Genomic DNA, 22,666 nt, shown 5'->3' on the forward strand with positions numbered 1-22,666 from the left:
ATAGGTAGCCTAGCAGAGATAAGTGCGAGAAGAAATGTAGATATGCGGAAAGCTTCTCTGGTGAAGCCTTCAAAAAATCGTTATTTTCATTATTTTTGCGTACCAAATAGCGAAAAGACATGTTTGATAATTTAAGTAATAAACTAGAGTTTGCTTTCAAAACCCTCAAAGGGCAGGGTCAGATCACGGAGATCAACGTGGCCAGTACGGTCAAGGAGATCAGAAGAGCACTGATCGATGCAGACGTCAACTATAAAGTAGCCAAAGAAGTCACTGATAAGATCAAGGAAGAGGCACTCGGTAGAGATGTGTTGATCTCTGTTTCCCCAGGACAACTCTTGGTAAAGATTGTATCTGAGGAGCTAACCAAGTTGATGGGAGGTACCAAGGCAGATATCAATATCAAAGGTGATCCTGCGGTGATTTTGATCTCAGGTCTTCAGGGTTCTGGTAAGACGACTTTTTCTGGTAAACTTGCCAGTTTGCTCAAAAAGCAAGGCAGACAAGTGATGCTAGCAGCATGCGATATCTACCGTCCTGCTGCGATTGACCAATTGAAAGTGCTAGGAGGACAGATCGGTGTAGATGTCTACGCTGAGCCTGAAAATAAAGATGCTGTCAAGATCGCCAAAGCAGCCATAGAGCAAGCTAAGAAGACTGGTAAAAAGATCGTGATAGTCGATACTGCTGGTCGTCTAGCCGTAGATGGTCAGATGATGGATGAGATAGCAGCGCTTAAAGCAGCTCTTAAGCCATCGGAAACACTTTTTGTAGTAGACTCTATGACGGGTCAAGATGCAGTCAATACAGCCAAGACCTTTGATGAGCGCTTAGACTTTGATGGGGTAGTTCTCACCAAGCTTGATGGTGACACCCGAGGTGGTGCCGCCCTCTCGATCCGCAGTGTGGTCAACAAGCCCATCAAGTACATTTCTACAGGGGAAAAGATGGAGGCCATAGACCTCTTCTATCCAGATCGTATGGCACAGCGTATCCTCGGCATGGGAGACGTAGTCTCTCTCGTAGAGCGTGCGCAGCAGACCTTTGATGAGGATGAAGCGAAGCGTATCAACTCTAAAATTCGCAAGAATCAGTTCAACTTTGATGACTTCCTGTCTCAACTAGAGCAAATCAAGAAGATGGGTAATATCAAAGATCTCATGGGCATGATCCCAGGCATGGGTAAGGCGCTCAAGGGTGTGGATATCGATGATGATTCATTCAAACCGATAGAGGCAATCATCAAGAGTATGACTTTGGAAGAAAGAGAAAATCCAGACTTGATCAATGGTAGTCGCAGAAACCGTATTGCCAAAGGGAGTGGACGCTCTATCCAAGAGGTGAACAACCTGATGAAGCAGTTTGGTGACATGCGCAAGATGATGAAGACCATGAATAAAATGGGTGGTGCTAAAAATGCCCTCGCTGGTCTCAATCCATTTGGTAAGCGATAGACATCAATTCATGATAAGTATATAAAAGCTGCTCTTAGGGCAGCTTTTTTTGTTCATGAGGTAGTGGTCATATTTTTTAATAGATGCCATTTCCATGAGATAGTTGAACCTACTTCTTCCATGGAGATATTATGCTACAGCCACGACTGCACGAATATTCGTAGAGACGTCTATTGATGAAAGAATACCTGACCCCGAAGCGGGTCGCATAAATAATTCATGTTGACCTAACTGGATTGCTTCGGGTCAAGCCCTCGCAAAGACGTACCCCGTCTGCATTGTCACCCTACCAGAGGTAGGCAAGCCTGAGGCACGAAGGCCTGCCTCCTGAAGGGAGGGGTCTCGGAGTAGCGCGTTTATGCACGGATAGGACTAGCTGGGCGCAGGGTATAATAGTTTATAGCATTAAATTGTCTCAACTGATATCTTCTACGACCAGCTAGTAGCGGTAGGACAGTAGCCTTGGTAGTACAAGACCCTTCCTTCGTCAGGCCTGCCTTCTGTAGGGAGGGTGACAAAAAGGGCATTTTACATCAAACCAGCATTTCAGTAATTGTTAACGGTATGAAGTATCTGTATTGAAATGTAGCATGCTTGCATTGTCATCCCGAGGAACGAGGGATCTCGGGTCAGCGCGTTTATGCACGGATTGCGCTAGCTGGTCGCTAGATGCTTCTGAACAAACGAGATCATGACCCCGCCTGCCTCCTGCAGGAAGATATTTGTAGCACGGGAATAAAACCCCGTGCTCATAATATCATATTCCCTTATGCTTGTTGTAAAGCAATTGACATACTTTATCCATTGCCTTAAAAGTTGAGGTATCAAAATGTTCTGGACTAGTCAGCATAGTCAATAAGGCTACCGCTTCATAAAGTGGTTTATTATCTTGAAGCGCTATTCGTTCTACAAAATTGACCTTTTTACTTCCTTTAGGAGATTCAGACACGATGACTTCCTGGGTTTCTCGATCTATTGCAAATAGCATAAAAGTGAAATTTAAGATAGTTGAGGTATTTTTCTTAGTGCAAATAACACCTTCTATTGGCATTGGTTGTCCTGTTTTTACAGCGAGCACCTTTTTTAGTCGTTCCAGTGCACTGACTTGCGGTACTAGTCTTTTGGGTTGTAGAAGCTGGTTTTGATGATTCTTTGACAGTAGGATTTCCTTGACAACAGTCTTTCCCAACTGTTTTATTATGGATTTTACAGATGCAACTGTTTGACTTACTTCGGTTACACTTCATACAGAGCAACTGTATATTAGAGGCATCATTACTTCCACCACATGAGAATGGGACGATATGATCGTACTCTAAGTCAACAACACTCTCGCAGCATTGACACTTACCACCATCTCTGGTGTAGACCACTTTTTTGGTCGTTTCAGAGACATACCTGCTTTGTGTAAAGCCACAAAAGCTAAGCAAAATCAGACTGAGTAATAAGAGAATTTTTTTCATAGAAGTGGTGGTTTAGTGGGGTAAAGTTTTTTGTTTGAATAGATAGGTTAATATTATAGCTATCAACCACTTAGCTTAAGATCGTCTACTTGATTGATACGCTGTTTTTTATTCCTTTTAGTAATTCTTCTTCATTAATAATCAGTCCGCTAAATTTGCAATATAGAGTCAATTTAGCATCGGAATATTTTTGATGTTCTTTACTTATCAACCAAGTTAAGATATTATCCCTTCCGTCATATACAAATTTATGAATTCTTCCTTTTATCCTATAAGCAAGTACTCCATTACCAAAACAATAATGTAAGTAATGAAACTCAATTAATTCGAACTCAGCGTTTGAATTAAGATTCGATTCTAAGTCAGCTCTAAAATTCTCAAAATTCATTTTCTAATCCCCATTTCGTTCTAGGCATGTCTTTCGCAATAGACAAGTCCTTGCAGTGTCAATTTATAGCACCCATTCCAAATACATTTTTTGTCTGAAACCCCTCTTGTTTTAAGCAATAAATCAATTCGTAATTCTTTGTCATCAAATTCTATCCAATTATCTGAATTATCAAGACGAACAAAAAACTGCTCATGATATTTATCATATTTATCAAGTCGCCAAAAAGTCTTATCAATCTTGTGTTGATATAGTTGATACCAGCTTTTATCCTCAATCAAGTCAAAGTCTGTTTTGATTGAGTCAAGAATCACTTTATCAACATAATATATTCTTTCTGTCATCGATGGTCATTTTGTTAAAATAGCGCACAACGTTCTCGTGCTTATTGCAGTGGCGGATTTCGGAGTCCCGCACATGCGGGATCAACCACCACAGAACTTGAATAGATACACAAAGCTCCAAGTTTGCACTTCAGCCCGCCTGACGCAAGTGTTATGAATCTATGCTTTCCTATTACCTTAAAACGAAACCTACAATTCAATGAACCGCTGTATACGAGACCCGTACGTACAGTGGTGTGAGAGGCTCTCCCCGTCAGTATCTACTGGCGGAGCAGTCTACTCGATTGTAGCCAGTTACTTTATTCGTACCAATTCTACCCGTCTATTCTTAGCCATATTTTCTTCACTATCATTTTCAACAAAAGGTTTAGATTGTCCAAAACCTGTACTTTTTAATCTGCTTTCTGCTATGCCCTTAGCAACAAGTTCGTTTTTAACTGATTTAGCTCTTTCTTCTGATAATCTTTGGTTATGTGCTATATCACCAGTACTATCAGTATGTCCTTCAATTGAAATATTGAGTGAATTATTATTATTGAGCGCATTAACTATTTGATTCACGACTTGTAATCCCTCATTAGTTAAATGAGACTTATTAGTTTCAAAATTGATATATAAAATAGATTTGCCATTATTCAACAATTCACTTTCAATTTCTTCAGCTGTTTTTAACGATGCTGATATTTGAAGGTTTTTAGTCTGTAAAACCCCAATGCAAACACTTGCATCATCATCTGATTCTGTTATTTGTATCCAAGTTTCTTTATCCTCATTTCTAATTAGATAGGAAAATGTTTTAGCATAACCAAGAAAGCCGTACCCATCATAATTGTATAATTTTACTTTTTCATTAATTTTCTCTACTGATTCCCTAGACACCATACCTTCAAATATCTTTTGACCTGCAGAACTTTCTATAACATTTTCAATATTTCTCAAAAGCTCTATAAGAGAAAATTTTTTGTTCCAATCAATCGTTGAGATTCTACTTTGAAAAAGTTTACCTTCTTTAAAAAGATAAGTTTCTTTGTCTACAAAAAAAGCAAATTGGTCATAGTCGATAATGTTTTTTGGGTTGTCAAATTTGTATCCATTGGGTAAATTAAAAAAAACCAAATCTGAAATATTGGTTTTTGAAATTGGTATTGCACTAATGTCAAAACCGGAACTTGTTGAAATGGATTCTGTTTTGGGATTTTCCATTTCTGAAGACATTTCCTTTGTATTGGATTCGTTGTTCTCAGGACTTTCCTTTTTTTGGTCACAAGAAAATAGAGAAATAAATGATAATAGTAAGATTAGTTTTTTCATATTATAATTGTTAGTTTCTGCTTTTCTAATTGGCTACAACAATTCGCTAAATACACCATAAGGTGCATTTAGCTACTATAAGGTAACTAAGACTGATTTTCAGTCAGTGATATTTTTTATTGTTGAATCAATATAGCGCAATCCAAGTCAATTCCCTACAAACTGGATGAAATTTTGACGATTGGTGTCTGAGAAAATGCGTAATGATTCAAGGGATCTTATCATTTCTTTTAGATAAAAGAGAGAATTCGTGGTATTATTTTAGAAGAGTACTACTGTTTTATAGGGGTTTCCTCGGGGTTATCCCCGTATGATCCTCGACCTAAAGGAGGGTTATAGTCGCTTAGAGGGTCAAAATACCCCTATATAACGCGACATATGCGCCATATACGCCAATCGCGCCAAATGCGCCAAACACGCCATCTCATTTGCGTCCTATTTTGAGATTTTTGATCTTGCTTTTCAGTTGATCGATTGTGCGTTCTTTGAGGTGTTGGTTTTTTATGTTGGGTGATATTGATGAAAGGATTGAAACGATTGGTAGGGGTGAGGTGGTCATCATTCCCACGGTTTAAACCGTGGCTATGGTGGTGTCGTTGATAATGTGGTTGCTTTTTTCACGAGGTTGAAACCCCGTGCTACAAATATGTGACCCACTTCGGGGTCTAGAGATACCCGTGTCATGAACCCATGCCCGTTTTGTCACCCTCCCTACAGGAGGCAGGCCTGACGAAGGAAGGGTCTCGAAGCAGAAAGGTCACTGTTCTACAGAAACTTGCTGGTCGCAGGATGCATCGAATGAGACTCTTTTTTTAAACTTTTATCTGTAGGTTCCTGCGACCAGCTGGTCTTATCCGCGCAGAAACAGGCTGCTCCGAGATCCCTCGTTCCTCGGGATGACAATGCTTGAGGGGTACGTCATCCTCCCTCTGGAAGGCAGGTGCGAGGGCTTGACCCGAAGCCATCCAGATGATCATCACTCTATTATTTATTCAACCATCTTCATCGCTATTCATATTCGTGCATTCGTGGCTTTAAAAAAATATCTCCACTTAGGAGAAAGGCGGGGTCTTGAATGGCTGTTTCAGCCAGCATATGGTAGCCCACCCAAGTCAAATCTCAGTGAAATTACCTCCCCTAAAAGTACAATCGCTATTTTCAAGCCTTATTTTTGGCAAAAGTTTCACTATTGCTAGAATCTATGGTATTTACTTGATGTTTATCCGACTTTACCTAGACTTTCCCCGGGGTTATCCTCGACTCTTCCCCGACTATACTTCGACATTATTTTTTTCGAGACCCTAAGTAGCTTCTCAGAAATGCCCTTTTTTCTAATCTTAAGAATACAATAGATTCTTAGAAATGGATAAAAAATAACTGTTTTGAGGAGATTGCCATCCTCGATGAAAATATCCCACTTTACAAGTTTCCCCAACTCAATCAGATCATCTTTTCCAAGCCTCCTTTTTACGCTAGCTTCTATACATCTTCTTGGGGGCTGAGCTTTCGATCTCACGGCATTTATGCCTATCTTTGTGCCCTATGACGAAGCAAGATTTTAAAAGATATACCATCACCGCAGCGCTACCTTATGCCAATGGGCCTTTGCACATCGGACACTTGGCAGGCTGCTATATACCCTCTGATATCTACGTGCGCTACCTGCGTGCCAAGCACCGAGAGGTGGCCTACATCTGTGGTTCTGACGAGCATGGGGTGGCCATCACCATCAAGGCACGTAAGGAAGGTAAGACGCCTCAAGAGATCGTAGACCGCTATGATGCCCTGATGAAACAGAGTTTTCAGGAGTTTGGGATCAGTTTTGACCATTACTCTAGGACTTCTGCTAAGATACACCATGAGACAGCAGGGGAGTTTTTCAAGCATTTGTATGACAAAGGAGAATTTATCGAGCAAGAGACGGAACAGTACTATGACCAAGAAGTAGGTCAGTTTCTAGCCGATCGATACATCGAGGGAACTTGCCCTAAGTGTAGTTTCGAACATGCCTATGGCGATCAGTGTGAGAAGTGCGGTTCATCCCTCAGTCCACTAGACCTGATCAATCCTAAGTCAAAGCTCTCAGGCAGCGCGCCTGTATTGAAGCCTACCAAGCATTGGTTTTTAGCATTGGATCGTTACACCAAGTTCCTTCAGAAGTGGATCTTGGTAGACCACAAAGAAGACTGGAAAAACAATGTGCTCGGACAGTGTCGCTCATGGTTGGAAGCAGGAGAGGGACTACAGCCACGTTCGATGACCAGAGACATGGACTGGGGTGTACCAGTGCCTGTGCCAGGTGCCGAAGGTAAAGTGCTTTACGTATGGTTTGATGCGCCTATTGGCTATATCTCAGCGACCAAAGAGTGGGCAGCTCAGACTGGCAAGGATTGGAAGCCTTACTGGCAGGATCAGGATACCAAGCTGGTGCATTTCATCGGGAAAGACAACATCGTTTTTCACTGTATCATCTTCCCTGCGATCCTCAAGACGCATGGAGACTATATCTTGCCAGATAATGTCCCTGCCAATGAATTCCTCAACCTAGAAGGAGATAAGATATCTACCTCTCGCAACTGGGCGGTATGGTTGCATGAATACCTGCAAGACTTCCCTGGTAAGCAGGATGTCTTACGCTATGTGCTGACAGCCAATGCACCTGAGACCAAGGACAATGACTTCACTTGGAAGGATTTTCAGACGAGGAATAACTCTGAGTTGGTGGCCATCTTTGGTAACTTCATCAACAGAGCTGCTGTCCTTACGCATAAATACTATCAGGGAGTGATCCCTACACAAGGGAAGCTTTATCAGATCGATGAGGAGGTCTTAGAAGCCCTCAAAACGTATCCTGATAAGATCGCAGGAGCTATAGAGAAGTATCGCTTCAGAGAGGCGCTGAGCTTCGTGATGGATCTAGCACGTGTGGGCAATAAGTATCTGGCAGATACCGAACCTTGGAAACTGATCAAAACAGATGAAGAAAGGGTGAAGACCATCATGAATGTGTCCCTACAGTTGGCCGCTAATCTAGCCATTGTAGCCGCACCATTCTTGCCCTTTACAGCTGACAAACTCAAAGCGATGATGGGTCTAGAAGACCTTTCTTGGCAGCTGGCAGGGAAGCCTGACCTATTGCCAGTAGGGCATACCCTCAGCACAGCAGAGTTGCTATTTGAAAAGATAGAAGATGAGACTGTAGCAGCACAAGTGAATAAATTGCTTGCTACGAAAAAGGAAAATGAATTAGCTACTAAAACAGTTGCCCCAGTGAAAGACACGATTGCATTTGATGATTTTATGAAGATGGACCTGCGTGTAGTGACCGTGCTAGAGGCAGAGAAACTCAAAAAGTCTAAGAAGTTGCTCAAGCTATTGGTAGATACAGGCGTAGATAAGCGCACAGTATTGAGTGGGGTAGCAGAGCATTTTGAGCCAGAATTCTTGGTAGGGAAGCAAGTCACCATGCTGATCAATCTGGCGCCAAGACCGATCATGGGCATCGAATCCCAAGGCATGATTTTGATGGCAGAAGACAAAGATGGCGCGTTGAGGTTGCTACAACCCAATGAACCTACCGCCCCAGGATCCACAATCAGTTAAAGACTATTCCAGCCCACGGTTTTAAACTGTGGGATTTTTTCATCTCAGGGACTATCTATTAACCAAGTTCTTGGTAGAGTTCCTGTAATTTTTTGGTTTCTTGGACAGTCTTGTTTAATACCTTGTCTATGATGAAGCTATAAGTGATCCAAACGAGTATAGCAAAGATAAATATGCTACCTAGCCAATGGTCTAAAGCCACGGGATTTTTCTTTTCTATGTAATTCATGGCATGAATATAAAATTGTAGAAATGGCGCTGTTCCTACTAATGAAATGCTGCTGATTTGATAGGAGCGATATTTCCTCAAATCTTTTTGCTTGAAGTGATATTTAATAAAAAAGTAGATCAACTTAGCTACAGTAAATAATACCAAGCTTGTGAGAAAGACCAACCAAAAATCAACTCTATCGCGTAGTAAATTAGCTAGGAGGTATATTATTGTAAAAAGACCTAAAGGATAAAGTATCTGAATACTACTAAATAGTGCTTTCGCTTCTGACTTGATATTGCTCCAAACCCTCTTTTGAATCAATGCCATATAGCTGTCCTCTAACACACTAAAGCCTAAGGGGCCAAAACTTGCATGTACTTGTTTGAAAGCCTCTTCAATAGAGATATTTGGGTTTTCCTCTCTAAGCGCTTCGATTTTGCAAGCGACATGGTCTAAGATTTCGTATTGCACATCTACATGAGTAAACCCTCTCTTTGCAATGAGTGATTTGATGATTTGAATGTCCTCTTTACTCAATTTCATGCCATGCTTAGTTTAGCCTGATTGATCACGCATTGGTATCCTATGATGATGTGTGTGATAGATAATGTAATCAAGGAAATGACCAAGGCAGGTGCAGAGGTGAAGACACTGATGAAGCCTATCAACGTACTGATCAGTACCAAAGACAACCAAAAGGTATTACCTATCGAAACTACCTTAGATCGTTTGAGATAATCCCTTTTAAAGAGACTTACAGTGAGCAGTGGTAATATGATAGCCAACAAACCTGTTCTAAGGAGCTTGATCATATCATCTACTGGTACGAACGATTGCTGATAAGTCATATACACCAAAGCTCCTATAGCTAATATGTAGATCACTCGATAGCTAGTCAATAACTTTTTCCAAGCAGTGGACAACTGTATCAAAGCACCTAAATGGCTATTGAGTAAGGCCCTCATTTGGAAGTTTGAAGGTTGAATCAAATCAACAGCTTCATTGAGTAGTACATCAAAATTATCTTCATTCAGGCGTGGATCATGTGTCAATTGCTCTGCTATATGATCCGTGAGTTCCTCTACTAGATCTGTATAGTAAAGAGGTGTTTTACGTACCCTTTCTCTAATGATGTCTATTTGTAATCGACTTAGCTCCATAGTAGTTTAGCATCTAGTTTGGTGCGAAATACCTTAAGTGAGGCATAGGTATGTGCGATGATGATGGCATAGATCACTACAATATAGACTGCATACTGAGGGATAAAGAAGTTAAAGTCCTCCTCAAAAAAGATTCTAGGCATTAAAATAGTCAATTGCATGATCGTAATGCCAAGGTTAGCATTTTGACCTACCTGCTCGATCTGTGCATAGCGCGCTTTGTGTTCTTTAAACTGGATATTTTCCGTTTTTCTCAAGCGGTATCTTTTGTAGGATACCCAGAAAAATAATACTACGGGTACAGCTGCTATAGATAGCATTGATATGGCTAAGGCTATTCCAAAACCAGCATCTAAGAGCATGGGTACAGCAATGTACAAGAGCAGCATCATGGCTAGGCTGGTCATCACATAGGGCCATCTAAAGACCGATATGAAATTTTTCCAGTGTAGTCTTCTGACTTCCTTATTAAGTGCTTGGTAAAATTTGGCTTCAGTAGCCGCCACTCTTCCAGCCGTCCAGATCTCATCTTGCTGAGAGATGATGGTATCTAAATCTTCAGTACCCGCTTCATAAGCAGCAGCATAGTGGTCTAAGATTTCTCTATAGAATTCAATGTACTTAAAAGGCTTTTGACTAAGATGGTCAGCCAGTTTTTGCTGTTGTGAGTCAGTTAACTTTCTCATGAATCTAGGGCAGTTTTAGGTAAGAGGATCTTATCTAGGGTATCTAAAAAGGCTTTCATTTCTGCTATTTTGGTGCTCACCTCTTTTTGGCCTGATTTAGTAAGACTATAATATTTGCGTACACGGTTATCCACCATTTGCGTTTCAGTGGTGAGGAGTCCTTCTGCTTCTAGTTTGTGTAGGGCAGGGTAGAGAGCACCTTCTGTGATCTTGATTTCTCCCGAAGTGAGTTCTTTTACCTTTTGCGTGATCTCATAGCCATACATTTTATCATGACTCTCCATGAGTTTGAGGATGATCGTTTGTAGGCTTCCTTTGATGAGTTGGCTATTGGACATATCGTCTTTAATTAATACTCCAAATATATAAGAAAATTATATACATTAGAATCTTATGTATATATTTAACTCGAAAAAAAGAGACCCTGATATAGGTCTCTCTTGATAAATGGTTTAAACAATGCCATGTGTCTTATTGATTTGAGCCTTTGGCTGTTCTATAATTTATGCTTAAACCTACATCAATGTGCGAATTTGGCTGTTTTCTCTCCCATCGAGACGTCCCCACCATTTCTGATGTGCATTCTGTAGTAGACGAGTACTTCATCTGCTCCTGCATTGAGGACTGCCTGCTGTGCTTCTAGTGCGATCTGCATGAGTTGTTCTTGTGGGCCTTCCATGACTGTCTCAAAGGGTGTCACTTCATAGGGTACGCCTGACTGTTGGATCACCGCGATGGCTTGGTCTACGAGTAAGTAGGTGTCAAGTGTTTTACTTTTTGGGACAATTTGTATGCCTAGATTGATGTGATGCATGATGGTATATTTAGTCGTTAAATTGAGTCATGGTCATGTTGATGCCGATGGTAGAGAAAGCATAGATCATCTCGATAGCTTTGTCCATAAAGATCGGTAGCTCATCGATCTCTTGCTGTGTCCAGCGACCGAGCACGTAGTCTACTTGACGTCCTTTGGGGAAATCATCTCCAATCCCAAACTTGAGTCGAGGATAGTCTTGCCCTCCTGTGAGCGCTTCGATATTTTTGAGACCATTGTGTCCAGCACTGGAGCCTTTGCCTCTCATCCGCAGCTTCCCAAATGGGAGCGCCACATCATCCACGATTACGAGGATGTTTTCTTTGGGTATCTTGAGCTCATTCATCCAGTAGTTGACTGCTTTTCCACTGAGATTCATATAAGTCGTAGGCTTGATCAGGTGTAGCTGTCGGCCTTTGTACTTGATCTCCGTGCTAAAAGCTAGTCGGCTGCTTTGCCAAGTTGCGCCTGCCTTGTCAGCCAGTCGGTCTAAGGTCAGAAAGCCTACATTGTGTCGAGTGAGTTCATATTCAGGGCCGATATTGCCCAATCCTATGATGAGGTATTTCATGGAGATCGTGTGTATCTTTTGTGATGTGGTACAAAAATAAAAAATCCTGCCTTTTTGGGGCAGGATTCTCTGATAAATGCTTGTTGAATATTATTCAGCAGCTTGCTTACCTCTAAGTGCTCTAGGAATTTCGATAGAAGCGATAGAGACATTAGGGCTGTTGAGTACTTCAAGACCTTCTCCAAGTTGTACTTCACCTACTTTCACTGACTTACCTAGGTCAAGTGAAGAGATATCCACAGGAATAGAATCTGGCATATCCTTAGGGAATGCTTTGATCTTAAGTGTTCTCAATTTAAGAGAAAGTTTACCCCCTTTTTGGATACCGATAGAAGAACCTGTGATTTCTACAGGGATTTCCATTTTCACTGGCTTAGTATCGTCTACTGCCAAGAAATCTGCGTGAAGCAAAGCATCACTTACTGGGTGGTACTGGCTATCTTGAATAATGGCTTTGATGATCTGACCTTCAATGTTCAGCTCAACCATGTAAACGTTTGGTGAATAAAGCAATGGTCTGAACTGAATCGCTGGAGCGTAAAAGTGAACTTGCTCACCTTTTCCGTAAACTACGCAAGGGATGTTACCCTCAAGTCTGTTTGCTACAGCATCTTTCTTACCGAGATTTGCTCTTTTAAACCCTATAATCTCTAAACTTTTCATTTGTGTGTGTTTTATGTAAATTAAATTGTTTCTATTAAATAAACAGTGAACTGATCGAATCGTGGTCTGTCACTGCTTTGATCGCTTTGGCAAATAGATCCGCTACGGTCAATACTTTTATCTTTTCAGACGGCCTTTTGAGAGGGATAGTGTCTGTGACTACCAATTCCTCTAAGACCGAGTTTTCAATGTTTTCATAGGCATTGCCAGAGAGCACTGCATGTGTGGCGATGGCTCTAACTGATCTAGCGCCTTTTTCTTTGATGATCGCGGCAGCTTTACAGATCGTACCTGCAGTGTCAATCATATCATCTACTAGGATGATATCTTTACCTTCTACATCACCGATCACTTGCATAGAAGCGATCTCATTGGCTCTTTTGCGGTGCTTGTCACACACGACCATTTCTACCTCGAAGTGCTTAGCGTAGCTTCTCGCTCTTCCTACGCCTCCCACATCAGGAGCAGCAAAGGTCAATTCTGAAAGCTGTAAACTCTGTAGATAAGGCACAAAGATGGCAGAACCGTTGAGGTGATCAAGTGGGATGTCAAAGAATCCTTGGATCTGACCTGCATGCAAGTCACAAGTGATCACTCTGTCAGCACCTGCTGATGTCAATATGTTAGCAATCAATTTGGCTGCAATAGACACTCTAGGCTTATCCTTTCGGTCTTGTCTGGCATATCCATAATATGGAATCACTGCTACTACCTTACTCGCACTGGCTCTTTTCGCGGCATCTATCATGAGCATGAGCTCTAAGATATTGTCTGCTGAGGGGTTGGTCGACTGAATCAAGAAAACATCACATCCACGCACACTTTCATTGAAGCTAGGAGAGATTTCTCCATCACTAAACTTCGATATTGTCAATGCGCCTAGTGGCTTGCCATAGCTTTTGGCTATTTTCTCAGCCAAATAGTTAGAGTTGGTTCCTGAGAATAGCTTGATTTCTGATGACATCAGTCTGGGAGTTTTGGGTTAGTAGTGATACTGCCTTTTACAAGGTGCAAAGGTAAATAATTTTGAGTGTCTTCCTACAGCAGTATATAAATTATTTTAGACTCAAAAGTGGCTGCAACTATATATAATCCAAGAAACTCTTCATTTTAGAATCTGGATCTTCTACATAGTCATCATAAAGCTCTAATTTATCTATCGCTTCATAGAATTTTTTCACATCCACTAAGTAAGAAATCTTCAAGTACACATTTTTGTAAATGGCGATTTGTTTGCCCTTAGTGCCAGTGATCACGATCGTCTTTTGCTCTGATTGGGACAAAAATTCTGACTCAGAGATCACTTCATTGGTCACGTACTTGTGGTGTATAGCCTTGAGAATCAGTGGTGAGCTCTCTATGTCATCAAACTCATTCATCACCATGCAGAGGTTATCATCCATGAGGAAAAAATACAGTCTGATGCGTGACTTACCTACTCTCCTCGAATATTTGATACTTGTGATATCTTGGCCTTTGATGGTAGATTGCACTTTGAGTGCAGGCTTTCCATACAAGTCAAATATGGCTTTTTCAGAACTGATGTCATCAAAGTTGAGAAGAGAGCTTAGGTCTTTAGTCGTATTAAACTTGAGCAGTTGACTTTCGTCTTTGAGATAAAAAAAGGTACTATTGAAAAAGGAGAGGGGTTCGAATATTCTCGTTTCACGGAAAAAGAAGAACTTGTGAGTTTCGTTTTTGTACTTTTTCTCAACGATACTCACACCAGTAACAACTTCTTTTACTTTTTTAAGATATGAAACGAGGCCCATCTAACGGTGTTGAATAATAATATGTCTGACAAATTAAGCAGAAGCTATGGTAATTAAAAGATTCTCTGCTGAATAATTTAACTAGCCATATCAAGGCAAATATGACACCATAAAAAAAAGGGGAGTGTAAAGCTCCCCTCTTGTTGACCGACTAGGGCTCGAACCTAGACTCTTCTGAACCAAAATCAGACGTGTTGCCAGTTACACCATCGGTCATTGTTTTAACGTCTGCAAAAGTAGTAAGCTTTGATTATTACACAAAACTTTGAAAGAGAATTTTTAAGACTAAAGTTTAAATGATTAAAAATCAGTCAGAAATTTTTCAGCCTAACTGAGAATCTACCCACTTTCTTGCATTGACGAATGCTTCTATCCATGGAGACACTTCATCCGTGTTGCGATCTTCTGGATAATGCGCCCAGTTCCAAGGGAAGAGTGAGCGCTCGATGTGTGGCATCATAGCCAAGTGGCGACCATCCTCACTATAGATACCTGCTGTAGCATGATCTGATCCATTTGGATTGCCAGGGTATGCTTCATAGGCATATTGCATGGCGTAGTGGTATTGATCCTTAGCCAATGGGAGATGGAATTTACCTTCCCCATGTGCTACCCAAACACCTAAACGCTGTCCACTGAGTGAACCAAGCATGATTGATTGATTCTCTGGTACGATTACATTGAGGAAGTTAGACTCAAACTTATGGCTCGCATTGTGGAGCATCTTAGGCTTTTGGGCGTGATCTGGTGTGATCAAACCTAGCTCGATCATGAGTTGGCAACCATTGCAAACACCTAAACTTAGGGTGTCTTTTCTAGCGTAGAAGTTGTCAAGCGCTTTTTTCGCTTTCTCATTGTAAAGGAAGGCTCCTGCCCATCCTTTGGCTGAACCAAGCACATCTGAGTTGGAGAATCCTCCCACAAATACGATCATCTGCACATCACTGAGGTCTTCCGCTCCAGAGATAAGGTCTGTCATGTGGATGTCTTTCACTTCAAAGCCCGCTAGGTATAGTGCATAAGCCATCTCACGGTCACCATTGACTCCTTTTTCACGGATAATGGCCGCTTTGGCTTTGCCTGTAGTCTGACGATGAGGATCTAAGCCTAGACTAGCGTATGTTCCTTCAAAGTTTCTATCAAACTCAAATGACAGGACTTGTTGCTTATAATTTTCAAATCTGGCTGTAGCAAATGATTCACCACTTTGCTTTTTGTCTAACTGATAAGAAGACTGGTACCAAGTGTCTCTCATCTCAGCCACTGATAAGTTGAGTCCAATGTCTGAAATCCTTACTTCTGGCTGTTGGATGACCTCTGCCAATGAGATGTATTCGATGCTGAGATTGTCCAATACAGCTCTCACATAATCTTCGTCTTCGATCTGAATGAGGATGCCAGGGTTTTCATTGAAGAGTGCTTTGATCAAGTCTTTTTCTCTCAATCGATCAAGCTTGACTTGAAGTCCTAGTCCAGGACTAGGGAAGCACATTTCTAGTAAAGCGGTAATCAATCCACCTGAAGAGATGTCATGACCTGCTGCTATTTTACCGTTTTTGATTAATGACTGAGTCGCCATGAAAGCTTTAGCAAAATAGCTCGCATCAGCCACATCTGGTGCTTGAGTACCTAGCTGGTTACAAACTTGTGCAAAACTACTTCCTCCTAGTTCAAAAGCGCTTTTTGAAAGGTTGAGATAGTAAATTTTTGAGCCTATTTTATTTTTTAATGCTGGACTGACGATCTGTTTTACATCAGCACATTCACCTACAGAAGAGATGATCACCGTACCTGGTGAATAGACAGTTTGTCCGTCAGGGTACTTCTGGGTCATGGAGAGAGAGTCCTTGCCAGTTGGTACGTTGATACCTAGTGCGATAGAGAAGTCACTGACTGCTTGTACCGCCTCATAAAGTCTTGCGTTTTCACCTTCATTTTTAGCTGGCCACATCCAGTTGGCACTAAGGGAAACACCCTGTAATCCGTGCGTCAAAGGAGCCCAGACCAAGTTAGTCAAAGCCTCTGCAATGGCCAATCTCGAGCCGGCCGCTGGACTGATCAGAGCGGCAACTGGTGCATGCCCTATGGCAGTAGCGATCCCTTTTTCTCCGAGATAGTCGATGGACATAGCGGCTACGTTATTAAGAGGGAGTTGTAAAGCACCTACTGTTTGTTGTTTAGCCACTCGGCCTGTTACCGAGCGGTCTACCTTGTTGGTTAACCAATCTTTACAAGCGACTGCTTCTAGTTGAAGTATCTGTGTGATATAGTTTTTGATCTCAGCAGCATCATAAGTGATCGGAGCAAAGTTAGCAGTCCTTGTTTTATCCTCTAGTATGGTCACTGGTGAAGAGCCAAACATGTGCTTGAGTTCCCATTTGACTGGACTCTCAGCAGCATTTTTACCTAAAAATGTAAAAGACATATCGCCTGTAGTCTCACCGACAACATAGAAGGGTGCACGCTCTCTTTTAGCTATTTTCTCTAGTTGTGCTAGGTCTTGCTTTTTCACCACAAGCCCCATTCTTTCTTGAGACTCATTGCCTATGATTTCTTTATCAGATAGGGTAGGATCACCTACAGGTAGTTTTTTGATATCGATGGTGCCACCTGTGTTTTCTACGAGTTCAGAGAGGCAGTTAAGGTGACCACCTGCTCCATGGTCGTGGATAGAGATGATCGGGTTTTCTTTGTTTTCCGCCATAGCACGGATCACATTGGCTACGCGCTTTTGCATCTCAGGATTGGATCTTTGGATGGCATTGAGTTCGATGGCGTTAGAGAATACGCCTGTATTCACCGAAGAAACAGCACTACCTCCCATACCGATGCGGTAGTTATCTCCACCCATCACTACGATCTGATCACCTTTGGCAGGTTCTTTTTTCTTGCTGTAAGATTTACGCGTGAAGCCTACACCACCAGCCAGCATGATGACTTTATCAAAGCCATATTGCTTTTGGTTTTCAGCATGCTCAAATGTCAAGACAGAGCCGCAGATGAGTGGCTGTCCAAACTTATTCCCGAAATCACTAGCACCATTGGAGGCTTTGATCAGGATGTCCATGGGTGTTTGATACAACCAAGGACGCTCTTTGTAGTTTTTCTCCCAAGTACGTGCGCCTCCAGATCTAGGGTATGATGTCATATACACTGCTGTCCCAGCAAGTGGAATAGAGGCAGTACCTCCAGCAAGCCTGTCTCTGATCTCTCCTCCCGAACCTGTAGCAGCACCATTAAATGGTTCTACAGTAGTAGGGAAGTTGTGCGTTTCTGCTTTCAAAGAAAGGACTGTATCTATAGTTTCGGGTTTGAAGAAATCTGCCCTGTCTTGAGAGATTGGTGCAAACTGCTGCGCAGTAGGACCTTCTATGAAGGCAACGTTATCTTTATAAGCAGATACGATCTTATTAGGATGCGTTTTAGCGGTCTTTTTGATCAGTTGAAAAAGCGTGTCTTGCTTAGTTTCTCCATCTATAATGAAAGTACCGTTGAAGATCTTGTGTCGGCAGTGCTCAGAATTGACTTGCGAGAAGCCAAACACTTCACTATCAGTCAAAGGTCTTCCAAGTTCTTTACTCACGCCATTGAGGTAGTCGACTTCTTCTTGGCTTAGCGCTAATCCTTCCTCCTGATTGTAGCTAGCGATATCTGTGACGTGCTTGATAGGCTCAGGCTGTCTAGAGATGCTAAAGATCTCTTGGTCTAGGCTAGTGTAAAGCTGCTCTAGCATAGGATCATACTGTGCTTCACCACTTACTTCAAAAAACTCTTCAATTCGCTCTATCCCAGTGATTCCCATATTTTGGGTGATCTCTACAGCATTGGTACTCCATGGAGTGATCATTTCTTTTCTTGGCCCGATATAGGTTTTGGAGATGCTGTCTTGATTTACGAGAGTCGCTTCACCAAATAACCACACCAATTTATCGATGTCTGCACTTTGTAGAGGAGTAGTCGTACCCACTGCAAAGACCTTGTTTTGGGGAGCTGAAAAGAATAAAATCATAGCGGAGAAGAGATTGTAATGGTTTTGATAATGATGCGACAAAGGTAGTAAAATCAAAAAAATATCAGCGGTTTACTCTGAAATTTGATCTTAAGCTTTTTTCAGGTGTTTAGCGAGTGCTGAAAGTAGATTATTATGCCCGCAGTCTAGGATATGAAGCTGGTATTGATGCAATTTAGATAGCAATCTGTCCATATTTTTTTCAGAGATGATTTGATCATATTTGCCCAGATACATGGTCAAGTCGATATGCTTAGAGTTGATCAATTGTGCGATATGTGCCATATCAAAGGAAAGCAACCTAAAACTAACCCAAGTATCATACACCTGCTGACGCTTACGTGGCGTGTCCATTTGAAATTTAGCAAATTTCAAGAGGCTTTTGTCCATCAGTCGTAAGCTTCTTAAGGTCTTTAGTAGTGCATAGTATGGCTTAGGTTGATGAATGATATTTTCAAATATTTTTCTAAAAAATAGCGGGTAAGTAGCCAAACTGTACCAAAAACTCGTCTTGATACCGTCAGGAGCAATCAGGGTAATCTCATTGACATGATCTGCGAAATTTTCTAAAGTGGCTAAGACAAATTTTCCTCCCATACTAAATCCTACGAGGCTAAATCTCGTAATGTCTTCTTGGATCACAAAGGCTTTGATGATGGCTTGCCAATCAGCTTTAGTGAGCGGTCGTTCTTTGCCATTTGGCCAAAAACTCTCACCATGAAAGTAGATATCAAAGGTATAAATGGTATAATTATCCGACCAGATTTTGATGAGTTCATCGAAGTATGATTTGTTTTGACCAAAGCCATGGAAGGCTAAAAGTACTTGGCTGCCAGTGCCTGATTTTTCATAGTGAAGTTTTGAGTCTTGGTAGTACAAGATGCCTTCATTCATGAGAATAGATTTTTATATGGTTTAAAACCTAAACACAAAATAATCATGTGTTTTAATAAATTAGCATTAGGATTTTTCGCTATGAACCTTTCATTTACTCAATATTAAAATTTTATTTTGAATATTAATAATTAAAAAACTTTGAAAACTTTTGAACAATAAAAAGTTTCCATAGTTTTGTGTGTCAAAATAGCATTGCATTTGGATACAAGAAAAAAGATACAAGAAACGGCCACTGAGCTCTTTATGACCTATGGCATCCGAACTGTCACAATGGATGAAATAGCAAAAAGACTTTCTGTCTCTAAGAAAACCATTTATCAGGAATTTAAAGATAAAGATGAGCTAGTCAGTGAAGTGACCAAAGAAATGTTAGAAGAGGATATCTGTGTATTTCATCAACTAGAAGGTGAGGCGGAAAATATCTTAGAGCATTTCTATAAGGTTTCAAAATATATGAGGACGCGCTTTAATAAAGTGAATCCTTCCGTACTTTTTGATTTGGAGCGTTATCATCCTAAGGCGTATCAGCTTTTTAAGGATTTTAAGGAAAAGCACCTCAAAGACACCATCAGAAAGACCCTAGAGAAGGGAATCGAACTTGGATACTTTAGAGACGATATCAATCCCGAGATACTTTCAGTGCTGAGAGTCGATCAGATGCAGTTGGCGTTTAACATCAGCAACTTCCCCATGGAGAAATTCAACTTTGGTGAGGTGCAGGGTCAGATATTTGACCACTTTGTGCATGGGATTTTGACAGACAATGGAAGAAAAATTTATGAACAATATATCAAACAAAGCTAATATGTTTTCTATCAAAAGCAGATGGGTGCTAGGCGCCTTACTATTTTTTGCTGTGGCTGGTGTACAAGCCCAACAAAAGCCAATGACGCTGGAGGAATGTGTGACTTACGCACTTTCCAACAATATCAATGTACAAAACGCACAATTGGAGACACTAGCCTCCAAGGCTACGGTGGGTGAGACGAGAGCGCAAGGCTTGCCTCAAATCTCAGCTACTATCGATTTTACTAGGAACTTACTCATACCAAGAGTCTTCTTACCAGCAAACATCTTTGACCCTTCTGCTCCAGAAGGGGAGACTGCTGCTGCTAAGTTTGGGGTGGACTATCAGGGAAATATGGTAGTAAGCGTTAGTCAACTGATTTTTGATGGATCTTATTTTGTAGGACTGAGAGCAGCGGCTACTTATAGAGAGTTGGCTGATTGGGATAAAGTTCGCACCGAGATAGAAACGATCGAAACCGTAAGAAAGGCTTACTACAGTGTTTTAGTAAATGAAGAAAGATTAGAATTACTCAATAAAAATGTCTCTAGACTAGACACGCTTCTTAAGGAAACCAAGGCTATGTATGCCAATGGCTTTGCAGAGAAAATCGATGTCAGCAGAATTCAAGTACAATACAATAATATCAAAGTAGAAAGAGACAATGTAGCAGAGCTTCAAGGGATCAGTATTCAGCTTTTGAAATTGCAAATGGGTATGCCACTAGTGGAAGAGATTCAGTTAGTGGGTAGTTTGTCTGACTTCATAGGTGAGATTGACTATGCGATAGACGCTACAGCTGAAGTCAACTACAATGATCGTGTAGAATATAAACTCAATGCTACCAATTTAGAGTTGGCAGACTTGGATTTGAAAAATAATCAGGTACAATACATGCCAAAACTCAATGCCTTTGGTAACTGGGGTAGAAATACTGGTACGGATGATTTTTCTAGACTATGGCAAAACGACTCTTGGTTTAGCAACTCAGCAGTAGGGCTTTCATTAAACATCCCCATTTTTGATGGATTGGCTAAAAGCTATAGAGTGCAGAAGAACAGGATACAGATCAATCAGCTAGAGAATCAAAGGAGATTTTTGGAAGATAATATCCAGCTAGAAATCAGACAAGCGAGACAAAGTCTGAAAAATAGTCTTGCTAAGTTAGAAGCTCAGAAAGAAAATAGAGATCTGGCCAATGAGGTCTTTAGAGTCACTAAAGCCAAGTATCAGCAAGGCGTAGGATCAAACTTTGAGTTAGTCGAGGCGGAGACTTCTCTCAAAGAGGCAGAGACGAATTATTTCGCAGCGATCTACGATGCACTTATAGCGCAAGTAGAATTAGAAAAAGCACTAGGAACATTAAATCAATAAAAACACCATCTCACAAACCATGAAACGAATCAATATCGCACTCAGCGTAATCGGTACTTTTTTACTTTTCAACTGTGGTGGAAACGACAGCATAGAAGCTAAGAAAGAGGCTCTCAAGGAGCTGAAAAAAGAAATAGCAGCTAAAAATGCCGAGGTAAGGGCATTGGAAACTGAATTAGCAGAAATAGATCCTGAATTTGCTAGTGATAACAGAAAAGCCACACTAGTAACCACAAAGCCAGTGCAAAAGAAGGTTTTTTCACACTATGTAGATGTGACTGGTTCTGTAGCGTCCAAACAAAATGTGGCTTTAGGAGCTGAAAATGGCGGTCGTGTCGTAGAAGTCAATGTGACTGAAGGACAGCAAGTACAAAAAGGACAAGTCCTCGTACGCATGGATGCTGAATCTGTACAGCGCAATATCGATGAAGTGAAAACTGCCCTAGAACTAGCTACTACGATCTACGAAAAACAAAAAAATCTTTGGGATCAAGAAATCGGAACAGAAGTACAGTTCTTAGAAGCTAAAAATAGAAAAGAATCCCTTGAGAGGCAGCTTGCTTCATTACAAACACAGTTGTCTAAATCTGTCATCAGAGCACCTTTCTCTGGGATAGTGGAGATGGTGTATGCAAAGCTAGGAGAGACATTACAGCCTACTATGACAGTGGTACAACTAGTGGGGAGTACTAATATGTATCTTGAGGGAGATGTATCGGAGCGATTCATCGGGACACTTCAAAAAGGAGATTCAGTAGAGGTTAATTTCCCTTCACTCAATAAGAATTTGATCACACGCATCAGTGCGCTTGGTGCTGTCATCAATGAAAACAATAGAACTTTCAGAGTGGAGGCGGCACTTCCTGATGATATCAACTTGCTGAAGCCAAACCTGATCGCAGTGATGAAGATCAAAGATTATGAAAATAAAAATGCGATCACTGTCCCTACTAATTTGATCCAAAGAGATAATAGAGGGGATTATATCTATATCATCAAAGAAGAAAAAGCCAATAAGGTATACCTTAAAAGAGGAAAAACTTATCAAGCTGAGACGGAGATCCTAGAGGGACTTCAAGGTGATGAGACGATCATAGACAAAGGCTTCCGAGAGGTAGGAAATGGATTTACAGTTGAAGTTGTTAAATAATTTAGC

General features: G+C 41.1%; 21 protein-coding genes and 1 tRNA gene. 5 read left to right on the forward strand and 17 right to left on the reverse strand.

Annotation, left to right across the window (positions count from 1 at the left end; genetic code table 11):
• The first annotated feature begins 119 nt into the window (after nt 1-119).
• Complete coding sequence (gene ffh / locus I5349_RS01450; RefSeq protein ID WP_226388945.1) at nt 120-1,454, forward strand: signal recognition particle protein; 1,335 nt, start codon at nt 120-122, stop codon at nt 1,452-1,454.
• A 356-nt stretch (nt 1,455-1,810) separates the two neighbouring features.
• Here the strand turns inward: ffh and I5349_RS01455 are convergent, their stop codons facing one another.
• The 5 genes from I5349_RS01455 to I5349_RS01475 all read right to left on the reverse strand — a co-directional run bounded on the left by I5349_RS01455 (nt 1,811) and on the right by I5349_RS01475 (nt 4,960).
• Nucleotides 1,811-1,972, reverse strand: a complete 162-nt coding sequence (locus tag I5349_RS01455) for a hypothetical protein (RefSeq protein ID WP_226388946.1) — start codon at nt 1,970-1,972, stop codon at nt 1,811-1,813.
• A 239-nt stretch (nt 1,973-2,211) separates the two neighbouring features.
• Nucleotides 2,212-2,442 (reverse strand): hypothetical protein, encoded by a 231-nt coding sequence (locus I5349_RS01460; protein ID WP_226388947.1) that lies wholly within the window; start codon nt 2,440-2,442, stop codon nt 2,212-2,214.
• Between the two features lie 34 nt (nt 2,443-2,476).
• Nucleotides 2,477-2,917: an HNH endonuclease gene (locus I5349_RS01465; RefSeq protein ID WP_226388948.1), complete on the reverse strand. Its 441-nt coding sequence runs from the start codon at nt 2,915-2,917 to the stop codon at nt 2,477-2,479.
• Nucleotides 2,918-3,325: 408 nt separating this feature from the next.
• Nucleotides 3,326-3,649, reverse strand: coding sequence for a hypothetical protein (locus I5349_RS01470; RefSeq protein WP_226388949.1), 324 nt, complete (start codon nt 3,647-3,649; stop codon nt 3,326-3,328).
• A 294-nt stretch (nt 3,650-3,943) separates the two neighbouring features.
• Complete coding sequence (locus I5349_RS01475) at nt 3,944-4,960, reverse strand: OmpA family protein (protein ID WP_226388950.1); 1,017 nt, start codon at nt 4,958-4,960, stop codon at nt 3,944-3,946.
• A gap of 1,542 nt (nt 4,961-6,502) precedes the next feature.
• On the opposite strand from I5349_RS01475, the gene metG reads away from it, so the two are divergent.
• On the forward strand, nt 6,503-8,563 hold the full coding sequence (metG, locus tag I5349_RS01480) for a methionine--tRNA ligase (RefSeq protein ID WP_226388951.1): 2,061 nt from the start codon (nt 6,503-6,505) through the stop codon (nt 8,561-8,563).
• Nucleotides 8,564-8,621: 58 nt separating this feature from the next.
• On the opposite strand, the gene I5349_RS01485 is transcribed toward metG, so the two are convergent.
• The 12 genes from I5349_RS01485 to I5349_RS01540 all read right to left on the reverse strand — a co-directional run bounded on the left by I5349_RS01485 (nt 8,622) and on the right by I5349_RS01540 (nt 19,346).
• Nucleotides 8,622-9,320: a hypothetical protein gene (locus I5349_RS01485; RefSeq protein ID WP_226388952.1), complete on the reverse strand. Its 699-nt coding sequence runs from the start codon at nt 9,318-9,320 to the stop codon at nt 8,622-8,624.
• Entirely contained in the window at nt 9,317-9,937 is a 621-nt protein-coding gene (locus I5349_RS01490) for a hypothetical protein (RefSeq protein ID WP_226388953.1), read from the reverse strand. The genes I5349_RS01485 and I5349_RS01490 overlap by 4 nt, the downstream gene beginning before the upstream one ends.
• On the reverse strand, nt 9,928-10,623 hold the full coding sequence (locus tag I5349_RS01495; RefSeq protein WP_226388954.1) for a hypothetical protein: 696 nt from the start codon (nt 10,621-10,623) through the stop codon (nt 9,928-9,930). Before I5349_RS01495 ends, I5349_RS01490 begins: the two co-directional genes overlap by 10 nt.
• Nucleotides 10,620-10,961 (reverse strand): PadR family transcriptional regulator, encoded by a 342-nt coding sequence (locus I5349_RS01500; RefSeq protein WP_226388955.1) that lies wholly within the window; start codon nt 10,959-10,961, stop codon nt 10,620-10,622. Before I5349_RS01500 ends, I5349_RS01495 begins: the two co-directional genes overlap by 4 nt.
• 182 nt (nt 10,962-11,143) lie before the next feature.
• On the reverse strand, nt 11,144-11,437 hold the full coding sequence (locus I5349_RS01505) for a thiamine-binding protein (protein ID WP_226388956.1): 294 nt from the start codon (nt 11,435-11,437) through the stop codon (nt 11,144-11,146).
• Between the two features lie 10 nt (nt 11,438-11,447).
• Complete coding sequence (gene pth / locus I5349_RS01510) at nt 11,448-12,008, reverse strand: aminoacyl-tRNA hydrolase (RefSeq protein ID WP_226388957.1); 561 nt, start codon at nt 12,006-12,008, stop codon at nt 11,448-11,450.
• A gap of 90 nt (nt 12,009-12,098) precedes the next feature.
• Nucleotides 12,099-12,671, reverse strand: a complete 573-nt coding sequence (locus I5349_RS01515) for a 50S ribosomal protein L25/general stress protein Ctc (RefSeq protein ID WP_226388958.1) — start codon at nt 12,669-12,671, stop codon at nt 12,099-12,101.
• A 34-nt stretch (nt 12,672-12,705) separates the two neighbouring features.
• Nucleotides 12,706-13,635 carry a ribose-phosphate pyrophosphokinase gene (locus I5349_RS01520; RefSeq protein WP_226388959.1) on the reverse strand — a complete coding sequence of 310 codons (930 nt, stop codon included), beginning with the start codon at nt 13,633-13,635 and terminating at the stop codon, nt 12,706-12,708.
• Nucleotides 13,636-13,753: 118 nt separating this feature from the next.
• Nucleotides 13,754-14,443: a hypothetical protein gene (locus tag I5349_RS01525; protein ID WP_226388960.1), complete on the reverse strand. Its 690-nt coding sequence runs from the start codon at nt 14,441-14,443 to the stop codon at nt 13,754-13,756.
• A 143-nt stretch (nt 14,444-14,586) separates the two neighbouring features.
• A tRNA-Gln gene (locus tag I5349_RS01530) sits at nt 14,587-14,659 on the reverse strand.
• Between the two features lie 106 nt (nt 14,660-14,765).
• Entirely contained in the window at nt 14,766-18,452 is a 3,687-nt protein-coding gene (purL, locus tag I5349_RS01535; protein WP_226388961.1) for a phosphoribosylformylglycinamidine synthase, read from the reverse strand.
• Between the two features lie 90 nt (nt 18,453-18,542).
• A complete protein-coding gene (locus tag I5349_RS01540; RefSeq protein WP_226388962.1) occupies nt 18,543-19,346 on the reverse strand; it encodes an alpha/beta fold hydrolase in 804 nt (267 codons plus the stop codon).
• Between the two features lie 201 nt (nt 19,347-19,547).
• Here I5349_RS01540 and I5349_RS01545 point away from each other — a divergent pair, with 201 nt between their 5' ends.
• Genes I5349_RS01545 through I5349_RS01555 form a run of 3 tightly spaced genes read left to right on the forward strand, consistent with a single transcriptional unit; the run spans nt 19,548 to nt 22,660 of the window.
• The gene (locus I5349_RS01545; protein ID WP_226388963.1) at nt 19,548-20,153 is read left to right on the forward strand and encodes a TetR/AcrR family transcriptional regulator; all 606 of its coding nucleotides are present in this window, start codon (nt 19,548-19,550) and stop codon (nt 20,151-20,153) included.
• A 1-nt stretch (nt 20,154) separates the two neighbouring features.
• Complete coding sequence (locus tag I5349_RS01550; RefSeq protein ID WP_226388964.1) at nt 20,155-21,510, forward strand: TolC family protein; 1,356 nt, start codon at nt 20,155-20,157, stop codon at nt 21,508-21,510.
• A gap of 19 nt (nt 21,511-21,529) precedes the next feature.
• Nucleotides 21,530-22,660 carry an efflux RND transporter periplasmic adaptor subunit gene (locus I5349_RS01555; RefSeq protein WP_226388965.1) on the forward strand — a complete coding sequence of 377 codons (1,131 nt, stop codon included), beginning with the start codon at nt 21,530-21,532 and terminating at the stop codon, nt 22,658-22,660.
• The last annotated feature ends 6 nt before the right edge of the window (nt 22,661-22,666 follow it).

This window comes from Penaeicola halotolerans (assembly GCF_016464625.1).
GTDB classification, from domain to species: Bacteria; Bacteroidota; Bacteroidia; order Cytophagales; family Cyclobacteriaceae; genus Penaeicola; species Penaeicola halotolerans.

Excerpts from the sequence above, each read along its gene's own strand:
- I5349_RS01465 (WP_226388948.1), bottom strand. The coding sequence starts at position 2,917 with ATGAAAAAAATTCTCTTATTACTCAGTCTGATTTTGCTTAGCTTTTGT.
- I5349_RS01475 (WP_226388950.1), bottom strand. The coding sequence starts at position 4,960 with ATGAAAAAACTAATCTTACTATTATCATTTATTTCTCTATTTTCTTGT.
- I5349_RS01490 (WP_226388953.1), bottom strand. The coding sequence starts at position 9,937 with ATGGAGCTAAGTCGATTACAAATAGACATCATTAGAGAAAGGGTACGT.
- I5349_RS01515 (WP_226388958.1), bottom strand. The coding sequence starts at position 12,671 with ATGAAAAGTTTAGAGATTATAGGGTTTAAAAGAGCAAATCTCGGTAAG.
- I5349_RS01485 (WP_226388952.1), bottom strand. The coding sequence starts at position 9,320 with ATGAAATTGAGTAAAGAGGACATTCAAATCATCAAATCACTCATTGCA.
- metG (WP_226388951.1), top strand. The coding sequence starts at position 6,503 with ATGACGAAGCAAGATTTTAAAAGATATACCATCACCGCAGCGCTACCT.
- ffh (WP_226388945.1), top strand. The coding sequence starts at position 120 with ATGTTTGATAATTTAAGTAATAAACTAGAGTTTGCTTTCAAAACCCTC.
- I5349_RS01520 (WP_226388959.1), bottom strand. The coding sequence starts at position 13,635 with ATGTCATCAGAAATCAAGCTATTCTCAGGAACCAACTCTAACTATTTG.
- I5349_RS01495 (WP_226388954.1), bottom strand. The coding sequence starts at position 10,623 with ATGAGAAAGTTAACTGACTCACAACAGCAAAAACTGGCTGACCATCTT.
- I5349_RS01525 (WP_226388960.1), bottom strand. The coding sequence starts at position 14,443 with ATGGGCCTCGTTTCATATCTTAAAAAAGTAAAAGAAGTTGTTACTGGT.
- I5349_RS01540 (WP_226388962.1), bottom strand. The coding sequence starts at position 19,346 with ATGAATGAAGGCATCTTGTACTACCAAGACTCAAAACTTCACTATGAA.
- I5349_RS01500 (WP_226388955.1), bottom strand. The coding sequence starts at position 10,961 with ATGTCCAATAGCCAACTCATCAAAGGAAGCCTACAAACGATCATCCTC.
- purL (WP_226388961.1), bottom strand. The coding sequence starts at position 18,452 with ATGATTTTATTCTTTTCAGCTCCCCAAAACAAGGTCTTTGCAGTGGGT.
- I5349_RS01470 (WP_226388949.1), bottom strand. The coding sequence starts at position 3,649 with ATGACAGAAAGAATATATTATGTTGATAAAGTGATTCTTGACTCAATC.
- I5349_RS01460 (WP_226388947.1), bottom strand. The coding sequence starts at position 2,442 with ATGCTATTTGCAATAGATCGAGAAACCCAGGAAGTCATCGTGTCTGAA.
- pth (WP_226388957.1), bottom strand. The coding sequence starts at position 12,008 with ATGAAATACCTCATCATAGGATTGGGCAATATCGGCCCTGAATATGAA.
- I5349_RS01555 (WP_226388965.1), top strand. The coding sequence starts at position 21,530 with ATGAAACGAATCAATATCGCACTCAGCGTAATCGGTACTTTTTTACTT.
- I5349_RS01505 (WP_226388956.1), bottom strand. The coding sequence starts at position 11,437 with ATGCATCACATCAATCTAGGCATACAAATTGTCCCAAAAAGTAAAACA.
- I5349_RS01550 (WP_226388964.1), top strand. The coding sequence starts at position 20,155 with ATGTTTTCTATCAAAAGCAGATGGGTGCTAGGCGCCTTACTATTTTTT.